13 protein-coding genes are annotated in these 14522 nt (G+C 37.7%); 11 read left to right on the top strand and 2 right to left on the bottom strand.

What is annotated here, in order from left to right; all coding sequences use genetic code 11:
• Window positions 1-78: 78 nt before the first annotated feature.
• The 3 genes from RCG17_RS10455 (at window position 79) to RCG17_RS10445 (ending at window position 3348) form a co-directional block, all read left to right on the top strand.
• Window positions 79-1410, top strand: a complete 1332-nt coding sequence (locus RCG17_RS10455; RefSeq protein ID WP_308175111.1) for an MFS transporter — start codon at window positions 79-81, stop codon at window positions 1408-1410.
• 189 nt (window positions 1411-1599) lie between these two features.
• On the top strand, window positions 1600-2490 hold the full coding sequence (locus RCG17_RS10450) for a fumarylacetoacetate hydrolase family protein (RefSeq protein WP_308175110.1): 891 nt from the start codon (window positions 1600-1602) through the stop codon (window positions 2488-2490).
• Between the two features lie 411 nt (window positions 2491-2901).
• Complete coding sequence (locus tag RCG17_RS10445) at window positions 2902-3348, top strand: hypothetical protein (protein ID WP_308175109.1); 447 nt, start codon at window positions 2902-2904, stop codon at window positions 3346-3348.
• A gap of 90 nt (window positions 3349-3438) precedes the next feature.
• On the opposite strand, the gene RCG17_RS10440 is transcribed toward RCG17_RS10445, so the two are convergent.
• Entirely contained in the window at window positions 3439-3825 is a 387-nt protein-coding gene (locus RCG17_RS10440; protein ID WP_308175108.1) for a hypothetical protein, read from the bottom strand.
• A gap of 131 nt (window positions 3826-3956) precedes the next feature.
• Window positions 3957-4640 carry a trimeric intracellular cation channel family protein gene (locus tag RCG17_RS10435; RefSeq protein ID WP_308175107.1) on the bottom strand — a complete coding sequence of 228 codons (684 nt, stop codon included), beginning with the start codon at window positions 4638-4640 and terminating at the stop codon, window positions 3957-3959.
• A 343-nt stretch (window positions 4641-4983) separates the two neighbouring features.
• On the opposite strand from RCG17_RS10435, the gene RCG17_RS10430 reads away from it, so the two are divergent.
• The 8 genes from RCG17_RS10430 to RCG17_RS10395 all read left to right on the top strand — a co-directional run bounded on the left by RCG17_RS10430 (window position 4984) and on the right by RCG17_RS10395 (window position 14522).
• Complete coding sequence (locus tag RCG17_RS10430) at window positions 4984-5328, top strand: Na-translocating system protein MpsC family protein (protein WP_308175106.1); 345 nt, start codon at window positions 4984-4986, stop codon at window positions 5326-5328.
• A gap of 63 nt (window positions 5329-5391) precedes the next feature.
• Window positions 5392-5754 (top strand): FBP domain-containing protein, encoded by a 363-nt coding sequence (locus RCG17_RS10425; RefSeq protein ID WP_308175105.1) that lies wholly within the window; start codon window positions 5392-5394, stop codon window positions 5752-5754.
• 374 nt (window positions 5755-6128) lie between these two features.
• Window positions 6129-7511 carry an amino acid permease gene (locus RCG17_RS10420; protein ID WP_308175104.1) on the top strand — a complete coding sequence of 461 codons (1383 nt, stop codon included), beginning with the start codon at window positions 6129-6131 and terminating at the stop codon, window positions 7509-7511.
• Between the two features lie 337 nt (window positions 7512-7848).
• A complete protein-coding gene (locus tag RCG17_RS10415; RefSeq protein ID WP_308175103.1) occupies window positions 7849-9387 on the top strand; it encodes a response regulator transcription factor in 1539 nt (512 codons plus the stop codon).
• Window positions 9388-9407: 20 nt separating this feature from the next.
• Window positions 9408-11174 (top strand): sensor histidine kinase, encoded by a 1767-nt coding sequence (locus RCG17_RS10410; protein ID WP_308175102.1) that lies wholly within the window; start codon window positions 9408-9410, stop codon window positions 11172-11174.
• Between the two features lie 174 nt (window positions 11175-11348).
• Window positions 11349-12635, top strand: coding sequence for an ABC transporter substrate-binding protein (locus tag RCG17_RS10405; protein WP_308175101.1), 1287 nt, complete (start codon window positions 11349-11351; stop codon window positions 12633-12635).
• A gap of 142 nt (window positions 12636-12777) precedes the next feature.
• A complete protein-coding gene (locus tag RCG17_RS10400; RefSeq protein WP_374120950.1) occupies window positions 12778-13701 on the top strand; it encodes a carbohydrate ABC transporter permease in 924 nt (307 codons plus the stop codon).
• Window positions 13698-14522, top strand: a complete 825-nt coding sequence (locus RCG17_RS10395) for a carbohydrate ABC transporter permease (protein ID WP_308175099.1) — start codon at window positions 13698-13700, stop codon at window positions 14520-14522. Before RCG17_RS10400 ends, RCG17_RS10395 begins: the two co-directional genes overlap by 4 nt.

Below are 14522 nucleotides of genomic sequence, written 5' to 3'. Positions count from 1 at the left end.
ATTGGTAAGTGGTCATCCCCCTGTATGAAAAAGCCAATAAAATTGTTTTGACAATATTAAAGTGCAGGAGTGAATCCAATGAAACTAGAAACTGCTGAAACAATAACAAAAATTGAGAAACCAATTATAAGACCACGGGGAAAAAATGTACGCTGGATGGTTGTCGCCGTCTTGACGCTGCTTTCGATAGTCAATTACCTGGATCGGGGAAATTTATCGATTGCTGCGCCGCTTATCATGAAAGATTTGCATATTAGCACGACTGAAATGGGATTTATACTTTCTTCCTTTGTATGGCCATATGCCATTATGAATCTACCTGCCGGATGGGCAGTCGACCGTTTTGGAACCAAGCTTTTAATGTCAATTTCGGTTGCTGTCTGGTCAATTGTATCGGTTCTTACCGGCTTTGCTCGTGCCATCACATCTTTTATCATTATTCGTGTTGTATTGGGAATGGGTGAGTCAGTTATGTTCCCGGCCGCCATTAAAGCTACAAATGCCTGGTTTCCAAAGAATGAAAAGGGAACTGCTACAAGTATTTTTATAGCTGGAACACAAGTTGGTTTGGCCATTTCTCCACCAATTTGTACTGCACTTATGCTGGCATTTGGCTGGGTTGCTATGTTCTTCGTTATCGGGTCCATAGGTTTCCTTGCCCTATTAGGTTGGGTGATCGTTTATAATGATCCTGAAAAACATAAATGGGTATCGGAAGCAGAGTTGGCTTACATTTCGAAAGACCGCGATGAGGAGAAAGCGGAACAAGCTGCAGCCAAAAAAGAGGTTGTTACATGGGGACAATGGTTTAAATTGTTCAGACATTTTCCAATTTGGGCCATGATGGTCGGTAACTTTGCTTTACAATATTTGTTTTGGTTTTATATTACTTGGCTTCCTACGTATCTCGTGAAAGCCCAGGGATTTTCCATTTCCAGAACGGGTATCCTTGCTTCCTTGCCATTTATTGCGGGTGCTTTAGGTGTTCTTTTAGGTGGAAGAATTTCAGATATGATCATTAAAAGTGGCAGAAGTCGTCTTGACGGCCGTAGGTTGACGATTTCTCTTGGTGCTTTTCTGACTGCGATTGCTCTGCTTATTACCGCTTTTGCTCACAGCCCTGGCGTTGCTGTTACTTTACTAACGATCGGAATGTTTACGTACAGCCTATGTTCTGCCCCAATTTGGGCACTGGCCACAGATGTTGTTGAAACACCTAAATTTGTTGCCTCCGTCGGCAGCATCCAGAACTTTGGCGGATTCTTAGGAGGAGCATTTGCGCCAATCATCACAGGATTTATGATTTCTACCCAAGGCGGATTCACGCTTGCTCTTATTGTTACAGGTATCCTTTCATTAGTTTCTGCTGTAATGTATGGGTTTGTTTTAAGAAAAAATATTCCGGTGTGATGCTTGCTTTAAATAGTGAAAGAGTGTGAGTGTTATTACGGCTCACACTCTTTCTTTTCTAAACATTGTTTGTTCTGTCTTTTTATATATTAAGAAACTTTAATAAATCAATGTTTACGATGTTTCCCTATATATTGACGGAGGAGTCATAAAGAAGACTAACAAAAAAATAAAGAAGGGTATTAATCTATGGAACTATTAACTTTTTTTAAAAATGGTGAAACCAGGCTTGGTGTAAAAATTGACCAGACAATTATTGATGTGAAAGCCGCTGCGGCTGTTAAGTCACAAGAAGACATTCCGACAGATGTTATGTCTGTTATTCAGGGCGGCCAAGAAAAAGTATATCAACTGATGACATTTATTCAGGAATTAGATTTAAATGATTCAGACTATGTACTAAATGAACACCATCTTGAGTGGGGGCCATGTGTAACAAACCCAGGTAAGATTATCTGTGTAGGTTTGAATTATCGCAAACATGCAGATGAAACCAATGCGCCATACCCAGATGTGCCTATCCTTTTTAGCAAATTTAACAATACTCTTACGGGCCATAAGAAGGATATTGCTGTGCCAAAGATAACGAATAAGCTGGATTATGAAGTTGAACTTGCCATCGTGATCGGAAAAAGGGCGAAATACATCAGCAAGGAAAACGCACTGGATTATGTATTTGGCTATTGTGTGGGGAATGACCTTTCTGCCAGAGATTTACAGTTGAGAACGAATCAATGGCTTCTTGGAAAAACATGCGATGACTTTTGCCCGCTTGGACCATATTTAATTACAGCCGATGTGGTGGGGAATCCTAATAATTTAAGCTTAAAAACGACTGTTAACGGTGAGGTCCGTCAAAATTCCAATACATCGGACATGATTTTTTATTGCGATGAACTTGTAAGTTATATTTCACATCATATGACATTAACACCTGGAGATATAATTTTAACCAGGAACCCGGCAGGCGTTGTTCTCGGACTTCCAGAAAATAAGCGGGTTTATTTAAAACCTGGTGATGTAGTGACAGTGGAGATAGAGAAACTTGGGAAATTAACGAATAAATTTGTTGAAGAATGAAATAAGTGCTGTGATTTATTTAGTTTGGAATTGGAATAGAGCTAGGGTTCTCCTGGCTCTATTTTTTTGAACAAACACCGAATACATCAAAAATAGGTGCTTCCGTTTGGAAGATGCCTATTATCTCTATTCGAACTAAATAGTAGAACGTATTATTCCTGTGATTTGAAAAATATCCAAGTTACAAAGCATAAAATTAAAGTGAAAAAACAATTGATCGAATTAACGAATATAAAGAAAAACAATAGGCCGTATTTCAACCTTTCTCGTTTATCGGTTCTTCTTAATAGTTTAGTTGTTGTGCCAACGGATTTTTTTAAAATTAAATACTAAATGATGGACAAATTAGCGTGTCCTCTTAAGGATTACCCGAATAAACTATTATAGTCCGATAGAAAGGAAGTGAAATCGATGAGCAACAAAACTAACCAACCTAATTCCACTACTGCCACGTTAAGACAGGAGTTTTCTTTTTATGCCAATGATGGAACTCTCAACACGATTCTAAGAAATATCGCAGCTCAGGGAGTAACGATTATTGCCTTTACAATAAATAAGTTGGACATGGGTAACGTTAACTTTGTCCGAATGGTTGTCGGCCCTCTCAGTTCGAATAGTTCCCGTGCTAACTCGGTAGCTCGGGATGCTCTTCGTTCTGCAGGCGTAAGATACCATCAGGAGGAAGTCATTCAAATTATTGTAACACCTGCCCCAGGAGTCTTAAGCCGTATTTTACAAGCATTATACCATCACGTGGTAGTGTTCGCTGCTTACAGTGGTGCGAATTCCATCATCCTGAATGTCTCCAATAACCAAACAGCTCTTAAATTATTAAAGCAAGATAACATTATTCGTTAAGAACCTAAGTGCCTAATTGTGAGAACAATTAGGCACATTTTTCTAAATGCTAGGAGAATACTTGGGCCATATTTTGGACGAGAAAAGTGATTAAAAACTTTTCGATGGTTCCCAATTATTGATGATATCTATTAATTCCTCAAGAGCCAATAAGTAATGGTAGATTTCTTTTGAAAACACCCCGTCGCTTCCCTCTAATCGGATATAATCAGAAAATTCTTCAATTACGCTCTCGATACCTTCTACTAAGTCTTCTTTTTTGGAAGGACCATATTTGTATAGATCCGCTTCGTAACTCCTCATCCATTCCATGTATTCAAAACGAACAGCATCATAATCATCAATATATGGATGACTATCATCGTATAGCGAATGCTCGTAGTTCTCGTAGCATTCGTCTGAACAAAACACAATCCCTTCGCAATTCACCCGTCGCTCTAATTTTGGCTTTTTGCGGCAAACTTTGCATCGGTTCATTTTGCATCCCTCCATATGTAACATACATATGGCTTTCCACTTTTTCTACGAGAAACAAGGCGGAGTTTGAAACAGAACTGGGTTGTAGTAAGTAGAAAGTTGACCGTTTAAAGGATGGTGCTGCTAAACCTTTATTTACTTTTTTCAAAAATTGTTTTTCCTATCGTTTTCTTACCTAGGGGGAGTATTTTAAAATGCATCTGTGTTTTATGATCCTTTTTAAGATTGCAGGGTAGGTGCAACCTCCACTGATAGCGAATAGCAGACATACGTAAAGCTATAACAACAAGGACAATTAGAGTCAACTGTAGCGGGGTGTTCCAACCCAGCCAAATACATATAGCACATAAAATCGTTAAAATCGCATGAATTTCTTCTTTTAAAGCAAGAGGTTTTCGAGCCGCAATGACATCACGAATCATCCCTCCTCCAACGCCGGTAAACATCGATGCCAAAATCATCACACCTAAATCACCAGAAGAAACCTCTTTGGCCGATATTGCTCCTTGGAGAGCAAAGGAAGCAAGTCCAATGGAATCAAAAAATAAACTCCACCGTCGCCATTTATTAATCCACTTTAGCGGTAATAAAACGATGAATGTCAGCGTCAGTAAAACCGTTAAAATGATCGAATGCTCCCATAGTTCAGAAACGGGGACACCAATAATCAAATTTCGAACCAGCGCTCCCCCGAAGGATGTGGTTAATCCCAAAGCGTATACCCCAATAAAGGAATATTCTGCTTCAAGAGCAACAAATGCCCCACTTGCTGCATATGAAATAATTCCGATAAAATGTAAGACCGTCCAAGACATTCCTGTAAAAAACCTCCTGATTAAATATGCTTTATTTTCCTAATCTCACCATAATTTTTTGCCATGTAAAAACAAAAAACCCCATCACAAAGCCACATCAGATAAGATGTTTTCTTGTGATGGAGTAATCAATTAGCAATCCCTACTAATGAATCATTCCATTGGGAATAGTAATAGAGTTCTAACAAAATGCTTTATTAGTACTCCATTGATTAAATTTGTCTAAATTGTGTCTAGCAGCCCTGATTATACTCCTCTAATCAAAAAAAACAAGACAAAATTTTGCCCATTGAAATTTTTACAGACTTTGCTGTAATTAATCCGATTGTTAGGAGGCAAGAACATGGGGAAAAAGGAAACAGCCTTTAATGATATTGTACGGAAAATGCGAAAAGATATTTTTGGAAAGGGACCAGAGCGAATTTTTACTCATTTCGTGGAGAATATGGCTGTCACCACTATGTATGGTATTTTAACGCCGACGGAAAAATTTATCGCACAATCCCAAGAAGGTAAAAAAGTTATTCATAGTGCCAGAACCGAAATGATACGGGAAATATATAAGCAGAAAGTGCCTGAAGGAATGGAGGAGCTCGTCGGTTCCAAACTTCTTCATTTATTTTCGGATGCAAAGATTGAAGAGGATATGGCGGTATCCGTATTCATTTTCGATAAACCGATCGTGTAGAAATTCGAAAAGCCTCACTTAGTTGTGTTACGGTGAACCGTATCATAAATAGAGGCACTTATTTTGAAAAACGATTCAATCAAACAGTATTTTACGCTGGGGGCTTTGCAGGATTTTCCAAAAATCACCGATCAGCAACTGAAAAAAATGTTTCCGAAACAGAAAAAATTAAAGCTGCCTGATCTAGAAAATATAGACCACAGCCGACTGACCTATTTAAGCTGGAACGACCTCAGGTCGAATAAAAAATTTATTGTATACGAGCTGGATGGAAAAATGGTCGGTATTGAATGTGAATTTACACCGACAAGTAAAAAAAACCTTTGTTCCTTCTGTAATAGTTTTGGAGAGGTGGCCTATTTTTCCACGGTAACAAAAGCGAAAAAACCAAAAAAGCGGATTATTACAAAGCAATCGGCAATCTAATTTGCGCCGACAGCAGCGAATGCAATAAAAAATAACAAATGTTGACTATTTAACTGCTTTTCTAAAAGACTCACAAGGGATATGAAAACCTAACATAGTGGCGTCTTCATATTATTTCACCCAACACCTTTTGTAGGGTGTTATTTTTTTAACCAAAAACTGCCCCTTAATTAGTTATTAGTAAAAAATTGAGCTATCAAAATTATTTTAAAATTTTTTAAAAAAACAAATATTCTTAAGTTTTTAATTTAAAAAATCTAGATAAATAAGTGTTTTCCTGAAAAATACAATTGTCTTTTTTGGAGAGTGATATTATAATTGAATAATAATTCAGACAGGTAGAAAACCAACATTAGAGAGAGTAGGGGAGCAAAGTGGAAAAGGAAGAGTTAAAGAGAGGCTTGAAATCGCGTCATATTCAGATGATTGCGTTGGGCGGCACTATTGGTGTCGGATTATTTATGGGTTCAGCAAGTACGATTCAATGGACGGGTCCGTCTGTATTGCTTGCCTATATCCTTGCAGGGATTTTTATCTTTTTTATTATGCGGGCAATGGGAGAAATGTTATATATGGAGCCAAGCACAGGCTCATTTGCAACATTCGGCTATAAGTATATCCATCCGTTAGCAGGGTATTTAACGGCGTGGAGCAACTGGTTTCAATGGGTGATCGTTGGAATGTCCGAAATTATTGCCGTTGGGGCCTACATGCAGTATTGGTTCCCGCATCTCCCGGCTTGGATTCCGGGGGTAGTTGCTTTTGTGATTCTTGGGGCAGCCAACTTAATTTCGGTTAAATCATTTGGTGAATTTGAGTTTTGGTTTTCGTTGATAAAAGTCGTCACGATTTTAGTGATGATCGTGGCCGGATTTGGGCTCATTTTCTTCGGAATAGGTAATGGAGGCATCCCAACAGGGCTTTCAAACCTGTGGAAACATGGCGGCTTCTTTACAGGCGGCTGGTCAGGATTCTTTTTTGCCTTATCACTTGTTATTGGGGCCTATCAAGGTGTCGAATTAATTGGGATTACAGCGGGAGAAGCAAAGGATCCGCAAAAAACATTAACAAAAGCAACTCAAAGCATTATTTGGCGGATTTTAATTTTTTACATCGGAGCAATCTTTGTGATTGTGACCGTTTATCCATGGAACCAGCTGCATTCCATTGGTAGTCCGTTCGTTGCCACATTCGCAAAATTTGGAATTACAGCAGCAGCGGGAATTATTAACTTTGTTGTTATCACTTCAGCCATGTCAGGATGTAACAGCGGGATTTACAGTGCAGGCCGGATGCTTTACACATTGGGTGTAAATGGGCAAGCACCAAAAATCTTTACGAAATTATCTTCAAATGGGGTACCCCTTTTCAGTACGATTGGTGTATTAGTTGGTTTGGTAGTTGGCATTATTTTAAGTTTCATTGCACCAAAAAATTTATTTGTCTATGTCTATAGTGCTAGTGTACTTCCGGGAATGATTCCGTGGTTTGTGATTCTGATCAGCCAAATTCAATTCAGAAAAGTGAAAGGTGACCAAATGGACAAGCATCCATTCAAAATGCCTTTTGCCCCTGTTTCAAACTATCTGACCATCGCATTCCTGGTTCTAGTATTAATCGCTATGTGGTTCAATCAAGATACACGTGTATCGCTTGTTGTTGGGATTATTTTTCTGGCCTTGGTTTCGATCAGTTATTACGCCTTTGGTATTGGAAAGCGTGAAACGGGAGCAATCAAAAACGAGCAGGTTTCTTAAGACTTTTTGAAAAAATTGAGTGCCAGGCATCACAAAAAGACGTGTCTTTTTGCGGTGCCTGGCACTTTTTTGTGATAGAGCAGGCGGACTTCAACTTCGGACAAGTCAAAGCTAAAAAAGCATGGCCGTGTCCGAAGTCGAGGTAACTTCGGACAATGCAAAGCTAAAACAGCGGGCTCTTGTCCAAAGTCGAGCTAACTTCGGACAAGTCAAAGCAAGGAAAATCCATTATGAAGTATTGTTGAATCTTGGGAAATCATAGATATGTATTCAGATTGGATGCAAAATTATATATTATTATAGTATATATTCTGTATGCGGCATGGGAGGAATTTTTTTGAAAGCGGAGGAACTTTGTCGAATTCTTATTGTAGATGATGAACAATTAATAAGGAAAGGGATTATCCACTACATTGATTGGGAGCAGGAGGGCTTTATTGTCGCTGGTGAAGCTTCTAATGGTCAAGAGGCACTTGAGTTAATTGAAATTGTTCATCCGCAAATTATCATTACCGATATCGTCATGCCCATTATGGATGGTGAAGAACTAACAAGAGTTGTAAAGGAACGCTATCCCCATATTGAAATCATTATCTTAAGTAGTTTTAGTGAGTATGACTACGTAAGGTCTTCATTTCAAAATGGCGTTGTTGACTATATTTTAAAGCCAAAGTTAGATGCAGAAAATCTATTAAATGGGTTGAAAAAAGCAGCAAGTAGATTACCAGCTCTCAAAGCAAGTAACCAAAATTCTGATGGGCATCCTCCCATTGAACAAATCATGAATAATTTGATTTCTGGATACGAAGTTACATGGAATGAACATGAGACAACTACTATTTTTCCTTTTCAGAGTTTTTACCTACTAGGAGTTTCCGGTAAGAGTGAAACAACCGATCTGCAAACGATCGTAAAAGAAAGAATCGTAGAGAAACTTCGTGAAAATGTTAAAGATGGAGTCTATTATTCCTGCAGTCCAAATAAAAACATGAGTATTCTTCTTATAAATATAGAAAAAGTTAATATTGAGAATGTAATTAAAGCTGTAACCCAATTTTTAGTACTTGAACCTAACATAAGATTTTCTTTGACAGATGAATTCTCTGACTTTTTACAAATGGGAAACGTATATAAAGACAAGCTATCAAAATTGCTGAACTATCAGTTTTTTCTTTCTGAGATGCCACTCCTAATGAGTGGAAATTTACCAGAACCTCCATCACTTAAAGAACCGTTTCATCTTGATCTGTTTACTAAAGAGATAAAAGATAAACAATTCGATTCCGCATTTGGCTATTTAAAAGAATGTTCTGCCCAATTTTCACAGTGTTACACGGTTGATCCTTTTGAATACAAAGCATTTTACAGCAAAGTTATTTTCAATATCATTATTCTTCTAAGTAACACGGAGTATGATGTGAGGGAGCTAGACACGGCTAAATACTCGTATTTCAAATCGATTGATGAAGTTGCGACAGCCCAAGAGGCAGTTGCTATACTAGATTCTTTTATTGAAGAAGTAAAAAAGTATTTATCACCTGCGCCTGAACTTCAAGACCACTTTAATATGAAAAAATTAATCAATTTTATGATGGAACATTATGCGGAGCCGCTTACGTTAACAGAAACGGCAAAACATTTTCATTTTAATCCATCCTATCTTTCAAATTATTTTTCAACCCATATGCATGAAGGGTTTATCGAATATTTAAATAAGATTCGAATTGAGGAAGCATCAAAATTGTTAATAAAGGATAAGATTCCGATCTCAGAAATAAGTGAGATGGTTGGCTATTCTGACCATAGTTATTTTTGCAAGGTGTTTAAAAAAGTTAAAGGATTATCGCCAAGCCAATTTAAAAGAAAAAATACATGAAATAAAGGGATGGCAGCACATTGAATACTCTTCTTAAACGTATTAAACATAACGGCTTTTTTATTTTTATGTTTCTTATAACGGTAACGAGCATTGTTGTTGTATCCGTCGCAATTACTTGGACAACGATTAACATGTCCGAAAAGTTTTTTATCGAAAAGTTCAGCATCATGAATTCAAAGGTCATGGCGAAAATAGCAGGAAACTTTGAAACATTTGATAACTCAATCGTCAATGCTTCAAACAATCTCCTTCAAAGCATCGTTGTTAAAAGTATTCTGACGGAGAAGGCAACTGGAACAGAAAAAATGAACGCCTATTATAATTGGGATAAAAAAGTAGAATATATTAGTTCCATTCTCGGGTCCAATCAGATTGGGATTACCATCATGGGGACTGACGGGACCATTTATACCGATGGCAATTCAAATTGGCCAATCAATGAGGGAATGTTAAAAAATAGCACTATTGCCCTTAATACGTTAAAGGACCCCAAGAGGCTGATGTATCAATATGATTATAATTTTTCGGTTAACCCTTTTAACAGGGAAGATTACATGATTGCTTCCAGAGGGATAATGGATCCTCTTTCTGGAAAGGTCTTTGGCTCGATGTACTTTTCCATTTCAAAAAAACAATTTAAAAGTCTTTTTACAGACAATGCAGGGTTAGGTAATACTCTCTTTCTTGTTGATCGAAATGGAACGATTGTTTCCAGCAATACGGACAGTCTCGTCGGACAGCAGGACACAAAGCTTCTTAGCTATGCGAAGGAGATGGAAAAGAGCCCTCAAAAATATATGATTAAAAAATTTAGGGGCAAAGATCAAATTATGCTTGTGGAATATATTCCATTTTTTGATATGTATTTGTTCAATATAATCAACAAGCAGGAAGCAATTGGTGATTTGATTAATACAAAGGAAATCGCCTTGATTGTGGTAGGAATCGTGTTTTTTGCCCTGGTATTTGTTTTTCTGGCTTCACGAAGATTGACAAATTCTTTAACCCGGCTTGTCAAGCAAATAGAAAATGCCTCGAAAAATGATTTCCACTACGTTTCGGTTGCTGGTACCTATGAAACGAGACAAATTGGCCAGGCTTTTAATTCCATGCTTGAAGAGCTTCATGAATATGTAGATCGACTGGTATTGGCACAAAAGAAACAGCGCAACGCCGAACTTGAAGCTTTGCAGCAGCAAATTAACCCGCACTTTTTATATAACACGCTCGCCTCCATTAAATTTATGGTACTTCAAGGTGAAAAAAAAGACGCTGATTCAACAATTAATGCGTTGATTTCCCTCCTGCAAAATACGATTGGCAATGTCAAAGAAACGGTAACGGTAAGGCAGGAGCTTGAAAATCTGAAAAGCTATGTATTCATTAATCAAAAACGATATGGTGACCGAATTAAGGTAGACTATTTTGTAGACCCAAATTGCATGGAATATTCCATTCCAAAGTTAATCCTTCAGCCCTTTGTCGAGAATTCCTTTTTTCACGGTTTTAACCATAAACCCGAGGGATCTATCCATATTCTCATTTGGCAGGATGGTAACCACATGATTTGTGAAGTGGTCGACAATGGTGATGGAATGGAAGTAAGTACGGGAGGAAAACTTCCTGATACGAAACGGAAACAGCACTTATTTTCAGGAATTGGTGTAAAGAATGTACATGAACGAATTCAACTAATCTATGGAGATTTGTATGGTGTAGCCATTTCCAGTGAGCTGGGTGAAGGGACGAAGATTCGGATAACAATCCCAATTAATGGTATCTAAAATTTGTTATAGAATCTAAAGAAAGTACAAATCGGTAAATATGAAAGCGTTTTTATTTTCTAAAAATACTACAAAAATAAGAAAATATAATCCTAACGAATAGTAATGCTAAAGTGTTAACATCATATTTGTAAGGGGATAGCGCTTACAAATATGATGTTTGGGGGGACAAGAATGAAAAAAATATTAGCATTATTGTTGGTAGCCATTCTTGCATTAGCAGGCTGTTCTTCTTCCGGAGGAACGAATAAATCTTCTAGTAGTAATCAAAAAGTAAAAGAAATAACGGTTTGGGCATGGGATCCTAACTTTAATATTAAAGCGATGGATATTGCGAAAAAGATTTATAAATCAACTGATTCTAACCTTAAGATTAATGTTGTCAATATGGCGCAAGCCGACATTGTGCAGAAGCTAAACACAACTTTAAGCTCTGGTTCAACAAAAGGACTACCGAACATTGTCCTGATTGAAGACTATCGTTCTCAAAGTTTCCTAAAAGCATATCCAGATAAGTTTAAGGATGTTTCAGGTTCATTTAAAGCAAGTGATTTTGCTAAATATAAAGTGGCTGCCGGTACATATAATGGCAAAAACTATGGCGTTCCATTTGATTCAGGTGTAACTGGATTATACGTAAGAACTGATTATTTAAAACAAGCAGGCTACACTGTAGCTGATCTGCAAAATATTGATTGGAATAAATACATTGAAATTGCTAAAAAAGTTAAAGCTGCTACTGGTAAAGACATGCTGACACAGGATCCGAAAGATCTTGGCTTAATCCGCATGATGGTTCAATCAGCTGGTGCATGGTACTCGAAAAAAGATGGGTCTACACCAGATTTAGCTAACAACGCAGCACTTAAAGAAGCATTTCAAACTTACAAAGCATTAATGGATGCAAATATCGTCAAACCTGTTTCTGATTGGAATACATTTGTAGCTGCATTTAATAATGGAGATGTTGCAACTGTTCCAACTGGTAACTGGATTACTCCTTCGATTAAATCTCAAGCATCTCAATCTGGAAAATGGGCAGTTGTACCATTTCCAAAACTATCAGGCGTTTCTGGTTCGGTCAATGCATCTAACTTAGGCGGAAGTTCTTGGTACGTTCTTAATATTCCAGGCAAGGACCAAGCCACTGATTTTTTGGCAAAAACATTTGGCTCTAACGTTAGCTTCTATCAAGATATTGTAAAACAAATTGGTGCAATCGGTACTTATAAGCCAGCAGCTGATTCAGAAGCATATAAAGCCAGTGATGATTTCTTTGGCGGTCAAAAGACCATTTCTGATTTTGCAAACTGGACCAACAATATCCCTCAGGTGAATTATGGCTTAAATACGTATGCAATAGAGGACATTTTGGCAGTTAGTGCACAAGATTATCTCAAGGGGAAAAACCTTGACCAAGTTCTAAAAGACGCACAAACACAAGCGGAACAAATTAAGTAAGATAAAATTCATAAGTGAATTAGCCATTAAGCCTCGGAAATCGCCATCTCCTATTGGATACTAGCTCTTAACTTAGTATCCGCTGCGATGTTCCGAGGCTGTCTATTTAGGAAAGTAAAAAGGGTAAGGAGTTGAGTTAATGATGGAAGCAAAAGCTACGCAAGGTGTACAACCAGCAGGTCCAGCAAAGTTAAGCCGCCTGAAAGCAAAAAATGCAGTCATTGGCTGGTCTTTTACTGCGATCGCCATCATCATGATTTGCTTGTTTTACTTTTATCCGATGATTAAGGCGTTACTATTGTCTCTTCAATCGGGAACAGGAACCAATCTTTCATTTGTTGGTATAAACAATTATTTACGGCTTTTTAAAGATCCTGTATTCCTTGAAACAGTAAAAAATACGGTGATCTACCTTATTATTCAAGTACCAGTTATGATTCTTCTTGCTATCTTTATTTCTGTCTTGCTGAACAATAGAAAATTAAAGCTAAAGGGCGTGTTTCGGACTGCGATCTTTCTGCCATGTGTGACTTCCCTGGTCGCATACTCGGTTATTTTTAAATACTTGTTTGCCCAAGACGGAATGATCAACATGATGTTTATGAAACTTTCCCTTATCTCTCATCCGATTCCTTGGTTAACAGACCCATTTTGGGCTAAGATCGTTATTATTTGTGCGATTACATGGCGTTGGACTGGCTATAATATGATTTTCTTTTTATCTGGTCTGCAAAACATCGATGAATCAATTTATGAAGCAGCAAGAATTGATGGGGCTTCCTCGATTCAGCAATTTTTCAAAATTACCGTTCCACTATTGAAACCTATCATCTTGTTTACAACGATTACTTCAACAATTGGTACACTTCAATTATTTGATGAAGTAAAGAATATTACAAATGGCGGTCCGGGAAATGCCACAATGACAATCTCACAGTATATCTACAACCTTTCATTTAAATATACTCCTGATTTTGGGTATGCAGCGACTGTTTCATATGCCATTGTCATATTAATCGTGTTCTTCTCAATCATTCAATTTAAAGTGGCAGGTGATGAAAAATGAGTAAGCTAAAGAGTACATTGAGCTATCTTTTCCTTTTTGTTGCTTCGATTATCTCTATTTTCCCATTTTTGTGGATGATTATAAGCTCAACAAATAAGTCAGTTGACGTTACAAAGGGTGCAATGATGCCAGGCAGCTTTTTTATGCAAAACTTTCAGCACCTTTTAAGCACTAATCCTCTTGGCACAGCTTTATGGAACTCAGCAAAAATATCGATTATTACTACGTTGCTTTCGATGTTAATTGCATCTTTAGCCGGTTATGGATTTGAAATCTATAAAAGCAAGGCAAAAGACATTGTTTTTAACATTCTCTTGCTTTCGATGATGATTCCTTTTGCTGCATTAATGGTGCCGTTATTTAGGATGTTTGCATCTATTTCAGAGGCAGCCCCAGGAATTGGTATTGATACCATAACAGCTGTTATTTTACCGACTGTGACAACAGCCTTTCTCATCTTTTTCTTTAGGCAAAGCACTAAAATGTTCCCAAAAGAAATACTTGAAGCAGCGCGGATTGATGGTGAAACCAAGCTAGGTATTTTCTTTAAAATTTACGTTCCAACCATGAAAACTACCTATGCAGCAGCAGCTATTATTACCTTCATGAGCAGCTGGAACAGTTATTTATGGCCTTTAGTTGTCTTGCAGTCTCCTGAAAATATAACCGTACCGCTGCTCATTTCCAATCTTGGATCAAGTTATTCTCCCGACTTTGGAGTGATTATGACCGCAATTACGATCGCAACACTTCCGGCAGCGGCGATCTTCTTCATTATGCAAAAACATTTTGTCGCCGGAATGCTTGGATCGGTGAAGTAA

Source organism: Neobacillus sp. PS3-12 (assembly GCF_030915385.1).
Taxonomy (GTDB): Bacteria; Bacillota; Bacilli; order Bacillales; family Cytobacillaceae; genus JAEVLT01.
This window is presented reverse-complemented; position numbering and strand designations above follow the sequence as displayed.

Bases quoted from the DNA above. Each gene is read 5' to 3' on its own strand.
- RCG17_RS10455 (WP_308175111.1), top strand. From the start codon at position 79: ATGAAACTAGAAACTGCTGAAACAATAACAAAAATTGAGAAACCAATT.
- RCG17_RS10450 (WP_308175110.1), top strand. From the start codon at position 1,600: ATGGAACTATTAACTTTTTTTAAAAATGGTGAAACCAGGCTTGGTGTA.
- RCG17_RS10445 (WP_308175109.1), top strand. From the start codon at position 2,902: ATGAGCAACAAAACTAACCAACCTAATTCCACTACTGCCACGTTAAGA.
- RCG17_RS10440 (WP_308175108.1), bottom strand. From the start codon at position 3,825: ATGAACCGATGCAAAGTTTGCCGCAAAAAGCCAAAATTAGAGCGACGG.
- RCG17_RS10435 (WP_308175107.1), bottom strand. From the start codon at position 4,640: ATGTCTTGGACGGTCTTACATTTTATCGGAATTATTTCATATGCAGCA.
- RCG17_RS10430 (WP_308175106.1), top strand. From the start codon at position 4,984: ATGGGGAAAAAGGAAACAGCCTTTAATGATATTGTACGGAAAATGCGA.
- RCG17_RS10405 (WP_308175101.1), top strand. From the start codon at position 11,349: ATGAAAAAAATATTAGCATTATTGTTGGTAGCCATTCTTGCATTAGCA.
- RCG17_RS10400 (WP_374120950.1), top strand. From the start codon at position 12,778: ATGGAAGCAAAAGCTACGCAAGGTGTACAACCAGCAGGTCCAGCAAAG.
- RCG17_RS10395 (WP_308175099.1), top strand. From the start codon at position 13,698: ATGAGTAAGCTAAAGAGTACATTGAGCTATCTTTTCCTTTTTGTTGCT.